Origin of the sequence: Pseudonocardia hierapolitana, from assembly GCF_007994075.1 — a bacterium.
Lineage (GTDB): Bacteria > Actinomycetota > Actinomycetes > Mycobacteriales > Pseudonocardiaceae > Pseudonocardia > Pseudonocardia hierapolitana.
Window position 1 is genome coordinate 6,200,763 of sequence record NZ_VIWU01000001.1, and the last position, 15,081, is coordinate 6,215,843.

At 71.5% G+C, this 15,081-nt stretch carries 13 protein-coding genes; 7 read left to right on the forward strand and 6 right to left on the reverse strand.

Annotation, left to right across the window (positions count from 1 at the left end):
- Positions 1-119 precede the first annotated feature (119 nt).
- Positions 120-1,580, reverse strand: a complete 1,461-nt coding sequence (locus FHX44_RS29595) for an ApeA N-terminal domain 1-containing protein (protein ID WP_170309092.1) — start codon at positions 1,578-1,580, stop codon at positions 120-122.
- A 798-nt stretch (positions 1,581-2,378) separates the two neighbouring features.
- Here FHX44_RS29595 and FHX44_RS29600 point away from each other — a divergent pair.
- The 3 genes from FHX44_RS29600 to FHX44_RS29610 all read left to right on the forward strand — a co-directional run bounded on the left by FHX44_RS29600 (position 2,379) and on the right by FHX44_RS29610 (position 4,176).
- The gene (locus FHX44_RS29600; RefSeq protein WP_147258792.1) at positions 2,379-2,732 is read left to right on the forward strand and encodes a hypothetical protein; all 354 of its coding nucleotides are present in this window, start codon (positions 2,379-2,381) and stop codon (positions 2,730-2,732) included.
- Between the two features lie 256 nt (positions 2,733-2,988).
- Positions 2,989-3,492, forward strand: a complete 504-nt coding sequence (locus tag FHX44_RS29605) for a hypothetical protein (RefSeq protein WP_212612706.1) — start codon at positions 2,989-2,991, stop codon at positions 3,490-3,492.
- Positions 3,493-3,762: 270 nt separating this feature from the next.
- Positions 3,763-4,176 carry a hypothetical protein gene (locus FHX44_RS29610; RefSeq protein ID WP_147258793.1) on the forward strand — a complete coding sequence of 138 codons (414 nt, stop codon included), beginning with the start codon at positions 3,763-3,765 and terminating at the stop codon, positions 4,174-4,176.
- Between the two features lie 586 nt (positions 4,177-4,762).
- On the opposite strand, the gene FHX44_RS29615 is transcribed toward FHX44_RS29610, so the two are convergent.
- Entirely contained in the window at positions 4,763-5,737 is a 975-nt protein-coding gene (locus tag FHX44_RS29615; RefSeq protein ID WP_246170659.1) for a tyrosine-type recombinase/integrase, read from the reverse strand.
- A 34-nt stretch (positions 5,738-5,771) separates the two neighbouring features.
- A complete protein-coding gene (locus tag FHX44_RS29620; protein ID WP_342793096.1) occupies positions 5,772-7,520 on the reverse strand; it encodes an RNA polymerase sigma factor in 1,749 nt (582 codons plus the stop codon).
- Here FHX44_RS29620 and FHX44_RS29625 point away from each other — a divergent pair.
- Entirely contained in the window at positions 7,414-8,322 is a 909-nt protein-coding gene (locus FHX44_RS29625; RefSeq protein WP_147258794.1) for an inositol monophosphatase family protein, read from the forward strand. The two genes, FHX44_RS29620 and FHX44_RS29625, sit on opposite strands and share 107 nt — an antisense overlap.
- A gap of 16 nt (positions 8,323-8,338) precedes the next feature.
- On the opposite strand, the gene cei is transcribed toward FHX44_RS29625, so the two are convergent.
- Positions 8,339-8,998, reverse strand: coding sequence for an envelope integrity protein Cei (gene cei / locus FHX44_RS29630; protein WP_147258795.1), 660 nt, complete (start codon positions 8,996-8,998; stop codon positions 8,339-8,341).
- Positions 8,995-10,104 carry a phosphotransferase family protein gene (locus FHX44_RS29635; protein WP_147258796.1) on the reverse strand — a complete coding sequence of 370 codons (1,110 nt, stop codon included), beginning with the start codon at positions 10,102-10,104 and terminating at the stop codon, positions 8,995-8,997. The genes cei and FHX44_RS29635 overlap by 4 nt, the downstream gene beginning before the upstream one ends.
- A 248-nt stretch (positions 10,105-10,352) precedes the next feature.
- On the opposite strand from FHX44_RS29635, the gene FHX44_RS29640 reads away from it, so the two are divergent.
- The gene (locus FHX44_RS29640; RefSeq protein ID WP_142104151.1) at positions 10,353-10,655 is read left to right on the forward strand and encodes a DUF4193 domain-containing protein; all 303 of its coding nucleotides are present in this window, start codon (positions 10,353-10,355) and stop codon (positions 10,653-10,655) included.
- A gap of 80 nt (positions 10,656-10,735) precedes the next feature.
- Here FHX44_RS29640 and FHX44_RS29645 read toward each other — a convergent pair whose 3' ends face one another.
- Entirely contained in the window at positions 10,736-11,215 is a 480-nt protein-coding gene (locus tag FHX44_RS29645; RefSeq protein ID WP_147258797.1) for a DUF3093 domain-containing protein, read from the reverse strand.
- Between the two features lie 110 nt (positions 11,216-11,325).
- Between FHX44_RS29645 and dut the strand changes: the two genes are divergently transcribed.
- A complete protein-coding gene (gene dut / locus FHX44_RS29650; protein ID WP_147261568.1) occupies positions 11,326-11,817 on the forward strand; it encodes a dUTP diphosphatase in 492 nt (163 codons plus the stop codon).
- Positions 11,817-15,080: a DUF3710 domain-containing protein gene (locus FHX44_RS29655; protein ID WP_147258798.1), complete on the forward strand. Its 3,264-nt coding sequence runs from the start codon at positions 11,817-11,819 to the stop codon at positions 15,078-15,080. Before dut ends, FHX44_RS29655 begins: the two co-directional genes overlap by 1 nt.
- The last annotated feature ends 1 nt before the right edge of the window (position 15,081 follow it).

The window sequence follows — 15,081 nt, forward strand, 5'->3', positions numbered from 1 at the left end:
GTCGATGTCCGGGCGGGCTCGCGCTGGGTCTTCCTCGGCGGCAACACCCAGCCAAAGCGGCTACAGGCCTGCGGCGGATCCGGCCCAGCTTCCTGAACCGAAGGTAGCACTCGAAAAAGCTAGGCGCTGATGCCAAAGACCTTCGGAACGTACTTGCTGGCTTCCTCCCGAACCCACTGGAATGACTGGTGATGATTTGCCAACGCCGTCAGTTTCGAGGTGCTGAGGCCAATCTCCTGCAGTAGCGACAGCGTAATCATTGCTGATGTCAGTTCGGCAAGTGCGTACATCACTGGGCCGGTGGGTGGGTCGTCAGAAGGATCGACGTCGAAGCGATGTACCAGGACATTTCGGGCCTCTGTGGCTGCCCTCGCCCAGCGGTTCGCCTTGGGTATGAACGGGTGGACAACTTCCGGACCCAGCCGGTCGACGAGTTCCATGAGCCGTTGCTTGAGACTCGGCTCGTTCCAGAGCCGGCTCGTGAGCCATTGCCGGTGTTCAGGCGCCACGGCCTTCACGAGGGCCGCCTGCATTGCGTCGAACTGCTCGTGAGACACGTACGTCTGGTCAGGCAATAGACGCCGGTGGAGGCCTTCAGCTGCTGCAACGGCCGTGATCAACCGGTTCTCCATGAAGGATCGCGCCATGTAGCGCTGGCCAAGAAGCATCCCGATCACGGGCCCGAGGCGATCTACCATCTCGAACCAGGTCGGCAGAAGATCAGCGAACGAGATGTCCTTCAGGGTGAAGAGCGCCTGATGGTCGGCCACAGCCTTGCTGTCCGGCTTCGCTCGGTAGAGCGGTGCGAAGTAGGCCTCAACCTTGACGGGATGCCCCTGTGGCGCCTCGGCGTCTGGCGGGCTTTGCTGCGGTGGGTCCGTCCGGATCAAGGTGATGTCGTGCAATCCGCACGGAGTGTCCGCAGCCAGGGTCAGGAGGTCCTGAAGCGGTTTGGTCCACTGATCGATCAGTGTCCATGCACTTCGGGGCTCGGGGACGGTAACCGCCAGGTCTGCTCGCTCGGCGAGCGACTCGACTGTTCGGTCAGCGTGGGCAGCTTCGTTCGTCACGCCGCGCAGTCGGAGCTGGATCGAGGCGTCTCCGACGTGCGCCGTGAGAGCTTCGGCAGGCTTCCAGCTGACCGTGACCGAGCTCGAGCGGTCATTGACCTGCTCGAAGGCTCGCACGAGGCCGGACTGGTTGGACCACGGGAGGAGGTGGTCGATCCCCATAACGATCTTGTCGAAGAACTCCTCATCGGCCTCGTCCAGCCAGATGCCGCCAACCAGCATGAGCCGGGCATGCAGGGTCTGCCGCCAACCGTCAGTCACGCCGAGCTTGTTTCGAAACTGGACTTGACGGCAGTCCAGAAGCGTCACGGCCGTGCCGTCACAAGCACCCCGGATGAGCGGAGCTGACACCACGGGCTCCACGGGGAGGGAGTCGGGTGCGGACTCGTTCCTGAAGGCGCCAAGGAGCCGTAGGCTCGGGTCGGTGCCGTCATACGTCAGGATCCCGGCGATCTTGGTGTCTTCTCGCCCTGGGAGCCACCAATATCCCTCTAATGTGCGGTCACGCATCGGAACGACTCCCGGGCCTCGTGGGGATCACGCGCGAGATGATGGCAGGCCGGTTGCTCGCGACGGGCAGCCCCTCAGCGCTTCCCCGCAGAGCGATCGCGGTGAGGGCATGATCGTTCAAGGTAAACGACCGCCGCCGTGTCGGGAGCCTGCCCGTCGAGGCCGGCCTGGTAGTAGTCGAGGCGGCGGGCCAAGATCTCCAGATCGCGGACGGTCGCGGTTCGCAAGACCCATAGGCCCCGGTGGGAAAAGAAGGCCTCCGCCGCGGCGAGGACGGTGATGATCGCGCCCAGCGCGAGCGCGACGTCGGCGAGACGGTCCTGTGCAGCACCGCCGACGCGTAGGCGAGCAACACCGTGATCGTCGCAGACAGCGTGACGGTGGCCATCTGCAGTGGAGGCGGCAGGACCAGCCGGCCAACCCGACGAAGGAAACACCGAACCCCCCGCCTAGCACGTTGCCTGCGGGCAGCGATGGGCGACGCCACACCCTGCTCGCCCAGGAGCCGCCAAGGGCGCCGGCGACCCACCCGCTCCCCCGGTCGAGCGATGCCAGCCACTACCAGCACGTCGTCGTCCGGCTACTACACGAACTCGCTAGGCTATGACGCTCGGTAACGCCATGGGTGCCCTCCGCGAGTCCCGCGATGAGCAGCTCTACCTCCCGGTCGGTTCCAGCGGGGCCGAGCGTTGCCGCTGCCACCGCTAGCTCGCATCCCTAACCTCGAAATGGTGAAATGATGCCGGAAGTGCTTTATCAAGACAGTCGGCTTTTCGATGTCGCCGTGGGGAGATAGTCATGTCCTTGGAGGATTGCATAGTTGCTGCCCTGATTGCTGGAGGCATCACTGTCGGTCTCATCGTCGTTGCGGCGATAGTCGTGGTTCTGGTTACTGGAACAGGCGGAACCGGGGCAGGGTTCGCAGCGGCTGTTGCCGCCGTACTTGCATCGTGGTGGGTGCCAATTTTAACATCCGTGCTGTTCGCCATGGGGATGGCCTTCACGCTCTGTATCGGGGGAGAGGTGGGGGCCAGTGACCCCGTTGGTGATGGCGCCACGATCGGTGTGGGAGCTGGAGTCATCATTTCATCGGCAATCATTACCGGTCAGTTCATAATCCTCCGCAGGCTGCGGCGGGCCGGAGATCGCTGATAGCCTGACGGCGATTGGCCGTCAGTTTCCGGCGTGGGACAGAGCGCTGCGCAACTCCCGCTAGTTGACATCTGATAAGCAACGGGCAGCACCCGCAGCCCTTGCCGCTCGGCGCCCAGCTGTCCACGCCGCCGGCTAGCGGTCAGTCGAGGCGCTGCGGGCAGCGCGGTGGCGGTGCGCCCGGCCCGCCATCACTCCGAAGACCCGCGGAAAGGCGCACGTGGACGGGATGGCTATCGCGACTACAGCTATAGCGGTGCTCGGGACCTTGCTCGGTTCGTTCCTGACGTACCAGTTTCAGTGGCGCAGCATTGAGCGCACTCAGGCCTTTACTCGCGCAGAACGCCTGCGGCAAGAGCGCCTGGATGCCTACAGCGCGTTCGCTGGCGTGGCTATCCAGTACCGGCTTGCTTTGATGGACCGATGGCACCGCCGTACCGAGGACCCGGACGGCGAGGAGCACAGACTTGCCCGGTTCGAGTCCTACCGGCTGCGTACGAGCCTCATCGAGGCGCTGTTCCGCGTCCAGCTTGTTGCCGACGACCAGCGCGTTCGCCTGGCCGCCGATCAGGTCGTCGACGAGCTGCGTGTGATCCACAAGGCTGCTACTCGTGAGGAGATGGACGCGCGCAGCGAGGCAGCTAGGAAAGCGGTCGATCAGTTCGTGGAAACCGGCGCGGTCGAGCGAAGGGCAGTAGACGCACGAGTTCTTGCGCCTGGCCGCCCGCCGCGGCGGTTTGGATCAAGCTCTACAGAGTGAACAGAATCCGGAGGGCTCAGTCCAGGTCTCATCCTGTCTCCTCGAGTTCCAGAAGCGACTCGTTCGCGAAGGCTTCCGCGCTGAGGGCACGTCGGTTGCGTACCTGGCGAGTTCTCGCTGGTCGACTACTACTTCACCGATGCTCACGAGACCGGCGACGTCAACGTCCTACGCCAGGTCGTCGTGTTCCGGCTCAAGCGAAGCGAGCCGGTTCCTGTAGACCTGCCGTCGCTCCCCGTCCCACCGCCATCCACGCACACCGTGACGAATGTGCCCATCGAGGAGAGGCACACGGAGCGGGCACACGTCACGCCGACCCGCGAGCCGTACGAGGCCGAGCGCCGTGAGGCGGAGCTCGTTCACCGGTACCGCCGCGCGCTCGATCTCGACGGCCAAGTTGTGAGCCGACTTCGGGTCGTGCCCGCGGGGGAGTCCGCTCCGATTTACAGCGACTTGTGGAACGAGACGACCGGCGAGCTCGTCGAGGCGAAGGGCACCGTCACCCGCGATGCCCTTCGTATGGCCGTCGGTCAGCTCCTCGACTACGGACGGTTTGTCGACAGCAAGCGCTACGCCGTGCTCGTACCGACGCGCCCTCGGGACGATCTTCTGGCGTTCCTCGCCGCCGCTGGGGTCACCGCCATCTACTCTGACGGAGCCAGATGCACCCGGGCCGAGCCCTAGGAGCTGGCCGGGCCCACGCTGTCACCAACCACAACCAGCGACTCCCCGGCGAGCCCAACCGAGCCTGGAGCGATGGCATGGGGTGACAGTCCCAAGATCAGATCCCACGTTTACCTACCGGGAACGCCAGGACCAGCACGGAACGTCTGGAAGCCGCCGCAGGTGCCCCCGCAGCTCAGCGGCACTGTCCGGCAACACGGGGTGCTGTTCCGAGACACGATCTTGGAATCTCTAGTTCGCAGGCCGCGTCCGAACCTGTCTGACCCCGGTCGACGGGAGGCATCGCCGCCGGGCAGGGGGCAGCTGCCAGCGGATGACCCAAGCGGATGTCAGCCCACACTGGCTGATCCAGTGGTGGAGGCGGCGCAGCGGTTGTGGATGACCACGGCCTATACGGCACAGCTTCCCCTTCCACCCGCGATGTGGCGGGGGGCGCGGTCTCGTTGGGGATCGAACGCGCCCGTACCTCGTCGGCGACGACCACTACGACGTGCCACCCGTGAGGCCGCGATGCGTCGCGGCATGCCCTTGGCGTCGCCCCCGAGCGTGCCAAGGCGCCGCTCCTGCCAACTGTCGCGGAGGTCGCTTAAAGATCACCCAGGTTCAGCCGGCGGGACTCCTCCGCGGCTCGCTCGGCTGCGGTGGCGCGGGTGTAGCGGTCCAGCATGTCGCGCCGGGTCCAGCCCGCGACCGCCATCAAACCGCCTTCTGATCCCTCGGCCGACAGCCACCGCTGAGCGGCGGTGTGCCGGGTGACGTGCGGGTGGAAGTTCGGGATACCTGCCAGCTCGGCGCGGTACTTGAGGGTGCGGTAGAGCCCGTCATACGACAGGGTCTTGCCCCGGTCGCCCAGCCACAGCGGCGGATCTGCCGCGAGGCGGTGGCTGCGCCGGACCCGCATGTAGCGGTCTATCGCGCGGCCGGTCTGCGGGCCGAAGGGCACCGGGCGGCCCTTGCCTCCCTTGCCGCGGCGGACGACGGCGATCCCACGGACGATGTCCACGTCTGCGGTGGTCATCGCGACCACCTCGCCTGCCCGCACGATGGCCTCCAGCATGAACCGCACGAGGGCTTCGTCACGGCGATCCCGGAAGTCCGTCCCGCTGCACGCCTTCACCAGCGCCCGGATCTGATCCTCGGACAGCCGTTCGACGACCTTCTGGTCGAGCTTGGGCGGCTTGAGCCCTAACAGGTCGTCGTAGTCGATCTCGCCCTCGTCAGCGCACCAGGCGGAGAACCGACGCACTGCGAGCTGTCGTGCCCGCGCGGTAGCCGCCTCCACGCCGCGGTCGAGGATCGCCGCCACGAACTCGTTCACACTGGCCCGGTCGAGCACCGCGGGCCGGTCTTGCTGGGCGCACCAGGCAAGGAACTGGCGCACGCCGGTGGTGTAGTTGTCCACCGTCTCGGGGCTCTTGCGCTCGGCGCGTAGATGCACCGTCCACGAGTCGAGCAGGACGCTCAGATCGGGTAGCGGCCGAGAGCGAGGCCGAGCGCGGGACATGCCGATATCTTGACTGGGAGCGGCATGCTTGCCTACCACTGAGCGGGTGACCAGCATTTCCGCTGGTCACCCGCCCGAGGTTAGATCAGTCTCAGTCCAGGTAGTCGCGCAGCACCTGCGACCGCGAGGGGTGGCGCAGCTTCGACATGGTCTTGGACTCGATCTGCCGGATCCGCTCCCGGGTGACCCCGTAGACCTGGCCGATCTCGTCGAGCGTGCGCGGCTGGCCGTCGGTGAGACCGAACCGCAGCCGGACGACACCGGCCTCACGCTCCGACAGGGTGGCGAGCACCGACTGGAGCTGGTCCTGCAGCAGCGTGAAGCTGACCGCGTCGACCGCGACGACGGCCTCGGAATCCTCGATGAAGTCGCCGAGCTGCGAGTCGCCCTCGTCGCCGATGGTCTGGTCCAGCGAGATGGGCTCCCGGGCGTACTGCTGGATCTCCAGCACCTTCTCCGGGGTGATGTCCATCTCCTTGGCCAGCTCCTCCGGCGTGGGCTCGCGGCCCAGGTCCTGGAGCAGCTCGCGCTGGATGCGGCCGAGCTTGTTGATGACCTCGACCATGTGCACCGGGATGCGGATGGTGCGGGCCTGGTCGGCCATCGCGCGGGTGATGGCCTGCCGGATCCACCAGGTGGCGTACGTGGAGAACTTGTAGCCCTTGGTGTAGTCGAATTTCTCGACCGCGCGGATCAGACCGAGGTTGCCCTCCTGGATGAGGTCCAGGAACGCCATTCCGCGGCCGGTGTAGCGCTTGGCCAGCGACACCACCAGACGGAGGTTCGCCTCGAGCAGGTGGTTCTTGGCGCGCTCGCCGTCGCGGACGATCCAGCGCAGGTCGCGGCGCAGTTGGGGCGACACCTTCTCGCCTGCGTCGATGGCGCGGCGCATCCGCTCAGCGGCGTAGAGGCCGGCCTCGATGCGCTTGGCGAGCTCGACCTCCTCCTCCGCGTTGAGCAGCGCGACCTTTCCGATCTGCTTGAGGTAGGCCCGGACCGAGTCGGCCGACGCGGTGAGCTCGGCGTCCTTGCGGGCCTGCCGCAGCGCCTCGGACTCCTCCTCGTCCCAGACGAAGTCGGCCGACTGCTTCTGCTGGGAGCTGCGCGTGGTGGGGGCGCGACGGTTGGCGCCGGTGTTGGCGACCTCCTCGTCGTCCTCCTCCTCGTCGGCCTCGTCCTCCTCGTCCACGACCTCGGCGACGTCGTCCCCGAGGTCGGCCTCGAGCTCGACGTCGACGTCCTCCAGCTCACCGACCTCGGCGTCAGCCAGATCGACCTCGCCGTCGAGCTCGGTGGGCTCACCCTCGGCGGCGGGGTCGGCCTTCTTGGAGGACTTGGCCGCCGTCTTGGCGGTCCCGCCCTTCGTGGCGCCCGCGCGGGACCGGGTGGTGCCGGTCTTGGCGGATGCGCTCGACCGCTTGCCGGATCGGCGAGCAGGTGCGGGACCTGCCGCCTGGTCGACGGTCGGGTCGATACGGGTTGCGGAGTCTGCGGCTGCCACTAGGCCCTCTCGCTGCGTGCGCTCTATGGTGCGCCGGGAGACGTCGAGCTCCGGCTGCTGGACGAGATGTTGTGCGATACCTCGACGGATGGCGTTCAAAGTGAGTTCTTGAGGCCATCCCGCATCGGGGTACTGCTCCATTGTAACTGCGCGTGCTCCAGGCGTCCGAAGCTGAGCCCAATGGTCGTTCCGCGGGCCCGGTGCACGCGCTCGCGCGGTGCGATGTGGTCGGATGGTCACCGTGAACGAGGCCCGTCCCACCGCTCCGACCACTCCCGCTCGCCCGGCCGCGCTCGCCGGCGACGAGCCCGCCGACCTGCGCCGCATCGCCGAGGACATCGTGACGGAGGCCGCCGCGCACCTCGGGGAGCTGCCCCGCCCGTGGGACGAGCGCGATGATGCGGGCGTCGCCACCGCCGGGGTCGCGACGAAGAGCACCCCGACCGACGTCGTCACCGCCTCCGACCACGCCGTGGAATCCCTCATCCGCGAGCGGCTCGGCGCGCTGCGGCCCGGCGACGTCGTCGTGGGGGAGGAGCACGGGAGCACGGCGGGGGAGTCCCGCACCGTCTGGCTGGTGGATCCGATCGACGGCACGGTGAACTTCCTGTACGGCATGCCCTGGTACGCGATCTCGGTGGCCGCCGTCCGGGACGGCGTATCGGTGGCCGGTGCCGTCATCGAGCCGGCATCGGGACGGCTCTGGAGCGCCGCCGCGGGCGCGGGCGCCACCTGCGACGGACGGCCGCTGCGCGTGTCGGGCGCCACCGACATGTCACTGTCGCTGCTCGCCACCGGCTTCTCCTACCGCCCGGAGCGCCGCGAGCGGCAGGTGCGCATGATCGGCGCCATGCTGCCGCACGTGCGGGACGTGCGGCGCGCCGGTGCGGCCTCCCTCGACCTGTGCGCGGTCGCCGCGGGCTGGGCCGACGCCTATCTCGAGCACGGCTGCAACTGGTGGGACTGGGCGGCCGGCGCCCTGATCGCCGAGGAGGCCGGAGCGCTCGTGCGCACGCCTGGCCCGACCGGCAGCGTGCCCCCCGACGACGGGTTGGGCGCCGACGCGCTCTTCGCCGCCACCCCCGCGATCGCCGAGGAGCTCGCCGCGCTCGCCCGCGAGCACGGCGCCGCCGAGGTCTGAGCCCGTGGGGCGCACCTCAGCAGCTGGCGTCGCGCGCCTCCTGGACGAGCTCCGGGTCCACGGCGGTCGGGGCGGGCGCGGCCTCGGCGGCGTTCGGGTCCGCGTTGGCGGCGCCGTCGGTCCCGCCACCGGGCTCGGTGAGCTGGTCGAGCGCGTCGCGCGCCTCCCGGCCCGGGTTGAAGTCGCCGAAGCCGGTGCCCACCGAGATGTCCACCCCGGCGTCCGGGCGCCCGTCGCGCACGAGCTCGGCGCAGGGCATCACGAGCGTGAGCGTGCTGGCCGCGGCTTCGCCTGCCGCACCGAAGCGCAGCTGGCCGTAGCACTCCATGTTCCCGTCCGGGAACAGCGGGTCGTTGCCCGTCCCCTTCACCGAGAACCCGAGGTCGCCCAGCTGCGCTGCCACCAGGCTGGCCTGCCCGCGCTGCCCGCCCGCGTTGAGCACGTTCACCTCCACGCCGCCCGGCGGGATCGGCGCCACCTGGTCCAGCGCCCCGGTGGGCAGCACCTCGCCTGCGGGCGGGTTGGGCACCGGGCACGACGTCGCGCTCGCCGCGCCGCCCGCGTTGACGAGCACGACGCTCCACGTGAAGATCGCCAGCGCGGCCAGCACGCCGACCACGACGAGCACGGGCCCTCGCCTGCGGCGCTGGTAGGGGCGGGTACGGGCAGCGGTCATCGGTCCAGTCCCTCCGCGAGCACGTGCTGGCCCAGCGCGACGAGCGGGGCGAGGCTGCCGTCGAGCCCGGCGGCCATGGAAGCCGGCACCATCCCAGCCTGCACGCGGGCGAGGATGCCGGCGAGCACCACGCCCAGCTTGAACGCGCCGAACGCGACGTACCAGTGCAGCGGCGCGAGGTCCAGACCGGACCGGGCGGCGTAGGCGCTCGCCACCTCGTCGCGGTGCAGGAACCCCGGCAGCCGGGTGGGGCTCGACAGGTACTGCGCGGCCCGCCAGACGGGGTGCTCCTCGGACTGGTGCCAGTAGACGAGCAGCAGGCCCAGGTCGGCCAGGGGATCGCCGAGCGTGGAGAGCTCCCAGTCGAGCACCGCGCGGATGCGTCCCGGGTCGGTGGCGTCGAAGAGGCAGTTGTCGATGCGGTAGTCCCCGTGCACGATCGCGTGCCGCTGGGTGGCGGGCACGGTGGCCCCGAGCCGCTCGGCGAGGCGGGACAGCTCGGCCGCCGTGGTCGCGTCGGTCGGCACGCCGTCGCGGGCCTGTTCCCACTGCGAGACCCAGCGCCGGACCTGCCTCGTGAGGAAGCCCTCCGGGCGACCGAAGTCGCCGAGCCCCACCGCGTGCGGGTCGACGGCGTGCAACGCCACCAGCACGTCCACGAGCGCTTCGCTCGCCCGGCGGCGCTCGTCCTCCGTGCTCGCCCATCCGGGTGGAAGTTCCCGCAGCGGCACGACGCCCTCGACCAGCTCCATCACGTAGCACGGCGCGTCCACCGGCGGCCCGCCCGCGGACGCCGCCAGCACCCGCGGCACCGGAACGGCGGTACCGGCCAGCGCTGTGATCACGCGCCGCTCGCGGCCCATGTCGTGCGCCGTGGCCGCCACCCGGCCCACCGGCGGACGGCGCAGCACGACGGCACCTGCCGGGCTGTCGACCCGGTAGGTCAGGTTCGAGCGGCCCTCACCGAGGGACCGCAGCGTGCAGCCGCGCCAGCGCTCGTCGCCGAGCTCCGCGGCGAGCCACGCGCCGACGGCCACCGGGTCGGCCCCCGGCACCGGCGCGGGGCCGCTGCGCCCGCGATCATCGCGCTCGGGAGTGACAGCCACGCCGGGAACCCTAACCGCGCATGTGGACGCCACCTCTGGGCGACACGGGCAGGGGTGTGGACGCCAGCGCCCTGGGTTACCCTTCTGCGCCCCGAGGGGGAGCTCCACTATCGCGGGCGTGATAGCGCATCCCGACCGCCAGTGGCGCTGGGTTGAGACGTGCGTCACAGAATTGCCGGGCACAAACCCCGGCCCTAGGGCGTTGTCCAGCCGCACGACGACGACATGTGTGTAAGAGGGTGGGAACGATGGCGACCGACTACGACGCGCCGAGGCGCAACGAGACCGACGACATGGCCGAGGACTCGCTCGACGAGCTGAAGGCCCGTCGCAACGAGGCCCAGTCGTCGGTCGTGGACGTCGACGAGTCGGACACGGCGGAGAGCTTCGAGCTGCCGGGCGCCGACCTGTCCGGCGAGGAGCTGACGGTCAAGGTGCTGCCCAAGCAGGCCGATGAGTTCACCTGTGCGAGCTGCTTCCTCGTCCACCACCGCAGCCGACTGGCGTCCAGCAGCGGTGGGCAGTACATCTGCCGCGACTGCGCTGCCTGATCTCCCGGGGTAACAGGGGGAGCGAAACCGCCCCGGACCGCTCGCCGGTTCGGGGCTGTGTCGTGTCCGCGGAACACGGCTCAGCGGCCCAGCGCCTTCACCAGCGCGTCCGGATCGCGGGTGCTGACGATCCAGTACGGCGTGTCGTCATCGGGGTCGGTGACCTCGATCCGGACGACCGGGCCGATCCACGCCCGGTGCATCAGGAAGGCGGCGGGATCGAGCTCGGGGCCCAGCGCCACCTGCTTGCCCTCCCGCGGCACGACGTCGACGTGTCCGACGTGACGCAGCGGCAGCCGGGCCTCGCCCGCGTGCAGCTCCCCGTCGGCCACCTGCACCCGGACCCGGCCCAGCCACACCATCGCACCGAGGCAGAGCGGGACGGTGATCGCGTAGCCGATCCACGAGCGGATGCCCGGATAGCCCATGTGCACCTCGGCGCCGAGCAACACCGCCAGGCCGAGCGCCAACAGGTACCACCACAACGGCACCGACAACCGCTCGTCGAATCGAGGGGTGCCGGACGTCGCAGGCGGGGTGGCCGACGGGTGCTCGCTCACAGCATCCGAGGGTAACCTCGCCCGTCGTGCCCGGCCCCGTCGATGCTCCCCAGCGCGAGCCGCTCAGCGCACCGCTCGTCCCAGCGCCTGCGGTGGTGTCAGCGCATGCCGTGTCAGCGCCTGCCGCCTCGGCGCCCACCGTCGAGGTGCTCATCACCCGGCTCGACGCCGGGCTCCCGTTGCCGTCCTACGCGCGCCCGGGTGACGCGGGCGCGGACCTGCACTGCACCACCGACGTCGTGCTCGCTCCCGGCGAGCGGGCCGTGGTCGGCACCGGCGTGGCCATCGCCCTCCCGCCGGGGTACGCGGGGTTCGTCCACCCGCGGTCCGGGCTGGCCGCGCGTGCCGGGCTGTCGATCGTCAACGCGCCGGGCACCGTCGACGCCGGCTACCGCGGCGAGATCCTGGTCTGCCTGATCAACCTCGACCCGCGCGACGAGCTGCGGTTGCGGCGCGGCGACCGCATCGCCCAGCTGGTGGTGCAGAAGGTGGAGCACGCCCGGTTCGTCGAGGTCGGTGAGCTGCCCGGCTCCGAACGCGGTGCGGGCGGCCACGGCTCCACGGGCGGGCACGAGCGGCTGAGCACCGGGGACGGGCCGTAGTGGCCAGACGCGACCGGAGTACCTCCGCCGTCCGGTTCGCCCCGGACGTCGACGCCGACCGCGACGCCGACCTCACCCCGGACGTCGACGGTGGCGGCGTGGCGCTCGACACCGAGAATCCCCTACCGCTCACCGGCCCGCACGACAGCGACGGCCTCGACCCCGAGGTCACCGACGCGGCAGGCCTCGTCGACTTCGGGTCGATCCGCGTGCCGGTGCCACCGGAAGGCACGGTCGCCGTCGAACCCACGGCGGGCGACCGGATGCAGGCCGTGCACATCAGGCTTGCGGAGGGTCGGCTGTCGGTGAGCGCGCTCGCCGCGCCGAAGTCGTCGAAGCTGTGGCCGGAGCTGGCCCGCGAGATCGACACCTCGCTGCGCGACGGCGGGGCCCGGGTGCGGTCGTTCCCCGGCGCCTGGGGGCGCGAGCTGCACGCGACGTCCGGCGGCGCCACGTCCGTGTTCGTCGGGGTGGACGGGCCGCGCTGGATGCTGTACGGGGTCGCGACCGGACCGAGTGCGCACGCCGAGACGCTGGACGCCGAGCTGCGCCGCATGCTGCGGGGCACCGTCGTGGTGCGCGGGAAGCAGCCCTACCCGGTCCGCACGATCCTTCCGCTCACCATCCCCGACCACCTCGCCGACGAGGCTGCGGCCACCCCCGCGGTCCCCGCGCCGGGTGCCAAGAAGAGGTCGCAGGCGAAGGCCGCGGCCGGGAGGTCGGCGCCGGGCAAGGCCGCACCCGGGAAGACGGCACCCCCGAACTCGGACGTGGCGGCCGCGGCCGCCAAGAAGGCCGCCGCACGCCGGGCGGCCGCGCGGAAGGCCGCCGCGGCCGCTGCCGTGAAGGCGGCGGCGGAGGCGCTGGCCGAGCAGGCGGCGGAGGACAGAGCCGCCGCCGGTGAACACCCGGACACCGGGAGCGCCGCACGCCTCGGACGAACCGGGTCCCACCCCGTTCCTGGAACGATCCCCACCGGGCCCGGCCCGGATGCGCCGCTGCGGGAGCAGTCGCCGTCCGCGCGCCGTGCGGCCGCCGCGGCGTGGCGCTCCCGGTCCGGGGCGCTCCGGAGCGAGGCACCCCCGCCCACCGAGGCACCCCCGCCCACGGAGGCGCTGCCCGTCGCGCGTCCGGTCGAGGACCCGCCCGTGACGGAGGCGTTCCGCGCCACCCGGCCTCCGGCCGATGCCCTGCTCCCCTCGGAGGCGTTGCGCCCCTCGGAGTCGCGGCCGCGGTCGGAGTCGCTGCTCCCCTCGGAGGCGTTGCGCCCCTCGGAGTCGCGGCCCCGGTCGGAGTCGCTGCTCCCCTCGGAGGCGTTGCGCCCCTCGGAGTCGCGGCCGCGGTCGGAGTCGCTGCCCCCCTCGGATGCCCTGCTCCCCACGGAGGCACAGCTCCCCACGGAGGCTCTGCGCGTCGTCGAGCCGGGCACCGGCGGCCGGCGACGGCTGGGTGAGCCCGCTCCTCCCGTGCCACCCCCGTCCGGCCGGCGCCACCTGCTGGAAACCCCGGCCGAGGAGTCCTACCCGGGCGGGCGGCGCAGCCTGCGCGACGCCGCGGCCGACCTGCCGCCCACCGGCTCTCGACACCCGGTCGACCCCGGGGTTCCCCGGGGCGGGCGGCCGCCTCTCCACGAGCCGGACGGCGCACCGGGTGCCACGGCACCGTGGGACCTGAGTGAGCCCGGTGGGCGGCGCCGACTGCGTGAGCCCGCCACAGACGCGGGCGTGTCGGCGTCCGGGCGCCGGCGTCTGCAGGAGCCGTGGGACGGCACCGAGCGCGGCGCGGACCGGCAGCCGTGGGAACCCGGTTCCGACCGGATGAACGGGTCGTCCCGGCCGCCCGCCGACCCGTTGGCCGCGGGGCCACGTGATGAGCACCCTCGGCGAGGTGTGGACACGGGCGTCTCCACGGCGGGCAGGCGGAGCCTGCGGGAGCCGTGGGACGGCGCGGAGCCGATCGCGCCCGCCGCCGACACGGGTGTCTCCGCCTCGGGCAGGCGACAGTTGCGGGAGCCCTGGGAACCGAGCCCGCCTGCCGCCGACACCGGTGCCTCTGTCTCGGGGTGGCGGAGCTTGCGTGAGCCGTGGGAACCGAGCCGGTCTGCCGCCGACACCGGCGTCTCCGCGTCGGGGCGGCGGAGCCTGCGGGGGCCGTGGGACGGCCCAGGAGAGCCCGACGGGTCGGGTGGCCGGCGCAGGTCGGGGGAGCCGGCCGGATTCCCCGGCGTGGACCCGGGCCCTGCACCGAGCGCGGCCGACACCGGTGTGTCGGCGTCGGGTCGACGGCGGTTGCGGGACTCGTGGAACGAGGGCGCCGGGGCGAACGGGCCCGTGGGCGACACGGGCGTGTCGGCCACGGGCCGGCGGCGGCTGCGCGAGTCGTGGGACGAGAGCGGGCCGGGCAGCGGCCCTGAGCCGCCGGGCCCGGCCGCGGCGGATGCGGGCGTGTCCGCGTCGGGCCGGCGGCGCCTGCGGGAGCCGTGGGACGAGGCGGGCCTCGACACCGGACCGCGGCCGTGGGAGACCGGGCCCGGGGCGCTGAACGGGGCGGCCGGACGACGGCGGGCCGCCGAGCCGGCCGCGCCGCGAGTAGCCGACACGGGCGTCTCCGCGACCGGCCGGCGACGGTTGCGGGAGTCGTGGGAGGACGCGCCGCCGGACGCCGGTCCGCGGGAGCCGGCTCCTGGCCTGCCGAACGGAACGGGCGAGCCTGCGGCGGGTGGCCGTCGCAGGCAGGAGTACTTCGGCGAGCCGGGACCCTTCGGTCTGGAAGCGGCCCCGCCGCCGGCCGACACGGGCGTGTCCGCGTCCGGCCGCGGTCGCCTGGGCGAGCTGTGGGACGACGCGGCCCGCGGGAGGCCGGACGGATCAGCTGCTCGCCGGATGCCGGGCGAACCCGAGCCGATCGAACGGAGCGCGCGCCGTCGGCCCGGTGGCGACGACCCGATCTCCGGCACCGGTGGGCGGCGACGACTGCGCGACACGGAGCCGGCACCCGTCCGGGACGGCTCGCAGACCGAGCCGTGGCTCGTCGCGCCCGACGGTCCGTCCGACGGGAGCGCCCGCCGCACCCTGAGCGCCGAGTACCTGATCGAGACCGGTGAGCAGGACGCCGGCTGGGCCACGGGCCTCGACGACCGCACGGAGCGGCGCGGCGGCGGCAGGCACTCCGGGGCGGGCGACGCGTCGCCCCCCACCGTCCGGCTGGAGGCGCTGCTGAGCGAGCTGGACCCGAACCGCCCGAGACGCCGCCACCGCCGCTGAG